This window comes from Mesorhizobium waitakense, assembly GCF_056431085.1.
This window is the reverse complement of record NZ_JBWKME010000206.1, coordinates 1-2337: the sequence shown is the minus strand read 5'-3', so window position 1 is coordinate 2337 and position 2337 is coordinate 1. Positions and strand designations below refer to the sequence as shown.

Sequence of the window (2337 nt, the reverse complement as noted above, 5' to 3'; positions counted from 1 at the left end):
CCGCGGAAGACTTTGCCCATTGCATGCGCGACCTCGTCGATATCCATTACCGCAGGCCGAACGCGTGAGACCGCTAATTTCTCTGGGGTCGAATACGGGTTGTTAGGCCCAAGCAGTCCATCAGTGTCGCTTTGTTCGGAGAGGAAGCGATGGCGGTGGAATGGACGATCACGATCGAAGGGAAGAACGAGTTCGGCGATGTTTGTCGACGGGAAGTGAAGACCACCAAGAGCTGGGAGGGCTTATTCGACGGCGACATCGGACTGTCGATCGAAGACGGCAAGAAGATCATGGCAGCGCTGCAGAGCGCGGCCGTGAACCATGAGGCGGAGACCTATTCCCTCTTTCGTCGGGTTTGCCCGGATTGCCACAAGTTCCGGCCGGTCAAGGACTATACGACACGCCGGATCCGAACCGTGTTCGGCACTGTGGAGGTGCGCAATCCTCGCTGGATGTTGTGCCGGGATTGTTACCCCGGCATGGTCGATGCCTTCGCGCCGCTGAAAGAAATCTGCCCTGATCGGGCGACGCCCGAGCTGATGGAACTGACCGCGCGGCTGGGGAGCATGCTGCCGTATCGGCGGGCAGCGAAGGTGCTGGCCGATTTCCTGCCCATCGAGCCGACCGAGACGCATGCAACCGTGCGCAAGCGCACTATCAGGATCGGCGAACGGCTCGACGACCAGATCGTGCAGGAAACATGGCGCGCAAGGTCTCAAACGGACGAACGACGCCAGATCGAGATGCATCTTCCGGGCGATCGGCGCAAAGAGTTCGTCATCAGCATCGACACGGCTCATGTTCGCAGCGCCGATCCCAATTCAGCGCGAAACTTCGAACTCGTTGTGGCCAGATGCGGTCGCGGCGGTCGGAATGAACCCGGTGGCCGCTATCTCGTGACCAGCAGCACTGATCAAACCGCAATCCGAGATCGAGCGCTCCACGCGCTTCAGCAGGAAGGATATTGCGACTTCGGCGACGTCACCGTGATCTCGGACGGCGCCGAAATCCTCAAGCGGCTGCCGCGGGCCATGCCGAAGCCGACAACCCACATCATCGACTGGTTCCACATTGCCATGAAGATCCAACCCATGCAGCAAATCGCCGATCACATCGTGCGATCCCGGTCCGGCCCCTTTGAAGCGCTTCCAAGTATCGACAGGGAAATCAGAGCCGTGAAGTGGCGTCTGTGGCATGGGCGGGTCGATCGCGCGATCCGCGACTTGGAGCAGTTCCTGGAGAGACTGAAGGATTCGCAGGAAGAAGGCGAGTTCTCAGTCGCGCGACTTCGCAGCCTCGGCGCGCAGCTCCTGACCTATGTCCGTTCGAACCGCGGCGCGATGATCAACTATGGAAGGCGATACCGAGCCGGGCTTCGCGTCGCTTCGACCCTCGCCGAGTCAGCGGTGAAGAGACCGGTAATTTTTCTGGGGTTGAGCACGGGATTGTTAGGCCCGAGCAGTTCATCACCGTCGCTCTCTTCGGAGAAGCAACGATGGCGGTTGAGTGGACAATTACAATCGAGGGAATGAGCGAGTTCGGTGACGGCGCTGCAGAGCGCGGTCGTAAACCAGGAGGTGAATGCCTATGCTCTGTTTCGGCGGGTTTGCCCGGACTGCCACATGTTCCGGCCGGTCAAAGACTATACGGCGCGCCGGATCCGAACTGTGTTCGGCACGGTGGAGGTGCGCAATCCCCTCTGGATGCTGTGTGGGGAATGCCATCCAGGGATGGTCGTTGCTTTCGCGCCACTGAAGGAAATCTGCCCGGATCGGGCGACGCCCGAGCTGATGGAACTGACGGCGCGGCTGGGAAGCATGATGCCGTACCGGCAGGCCGCCAGAGTGCTAACCGAATTTCTGCCCATTGAGCCTACCGAGACGCATGCGACCGTGCGCAAGCGCACCATCAGGATCGGTGAACGGCTGGACGAGCAGGTTGCAGAGGAAGAACGGCGCGCAAGGGCGCAAGCTAATGATCGACGCCAGCTCGAAATGGAGCTTCCCGGCGATCGGCGCAAAGAGTTTATCATCAGCATCGACACAGCGCATGTGCGCAGCGCCGACCCCAATGCAGCGCGAAACTTCGAACTCGTTGTAGCCAGATGCGGTCGCGGCGGTCGGGGCGAACCCGGTGGCCGCTATTTCGTGACCAGCAGCACCGACCAAACCGCAATCCGGGATCGAGCGCTCCACGCGCTTCAGCAAGAAGGATATTGCGGCTTTGGCGACGTCACCGTGATCTCGGATGGCGCCGAAATCCTGAAGCGCCTGCCCCGCGCCATGCCTAGGACGTAGTGACGATTTAAGGGTTTGGGATTCCCAAGGATTGGCAAAT

At 60.4% G+C, this 2337-nt stretch carries 2 protein-coding genes; both read left to right on the top strand.

Annotation, left to right across the window (positions count from 1 at the left end):
• The first annotated feature begins 149 nt into the window (after positions 1-149).
• Entirely contained in the window at positions 150-1532 is a 1383-nt protein-coding gene (locus AC07FD_RS37675; RefSeq protein ID WP_379100061.1) for an ISKra4 family transposase, read from the top strand.
• A 9-nt stretch (positions 1533-1541) separates the two neighbouring features.
• Positions 1542-2297, top strand: coding sequence for a hypothetical protein (locus AC07FD_RS37670; RefSeq protein WP_478353939.1), 756 nt, complete (start codon positions 1542-1544; stop codon positions 2295-2297).
• The last annotated feature ends 40 nt before the right edge of the window (positions 2298-2337 follow it).

Coding starts and splice junctions, on each gene's coding strand:
- AC07FD_RS37675 (WP_379100061.1), top strand. CDS start 150: ATGGCGGTGGAATGGACGATCACGATCGAAGGGAAGAACGAGTTCGGC.